This is a genomic window from Pseudomonas sp. SIMBA_068 (assembly GCF_046534705.1).
Classification (GTDB): domain Bacteria; phylum Pseudomonadota; class Gammaproteobacteria; order Pseudomonadales; family Pseudomonadaceae; genus Aquipseudomonas; species Aquipseudomonas putida.
Genome location: NZ_JAWRYI010000311.1, coordinates 1 through 289 on the forward strand (window position 1 = coordinate 1; position 289 = coordinate 289).

At 50.5% G+C, this 289-nt stretch carries 1 protein-coding gene; it reads left to right on the plus strand.

Going from position 1 to position 289, the window contains the following annotated elements:
- A partial coding sequence (locus SB756_RS29315; protein ID WP_410913057.1) for a TIM barrel protein occupies positions 1-289 on the plus strand: 289 nt, incomplete at both ends.

Sequence of the window (289 nt, forward strand, 5' to 3'; positions counted from 1 at the left end):
GCTCTGGAAAAATCGCGCGATGCCTTTATAGATGAAATGCAGCGTTGCGAACAGCTGGGGCTTTCTTTGCTCAACTTCCACCCTGGCAGCCATCTGATGCAGATTTCAGAAGAGGATTGCCTTGCGCGTATTGCCGAATCCATCAACATTGCGCTGGATAAAACTCAAGGTGTCACCGCGGTGATTGAAAACACCGCCGGTCAGGGCAGTAACTTAGGGTTTAAATTCGAACATCTCGCAGCGATTATCGACGGCGTAGAAGATAAATCCCGCGTCGGCGTCTGCATTG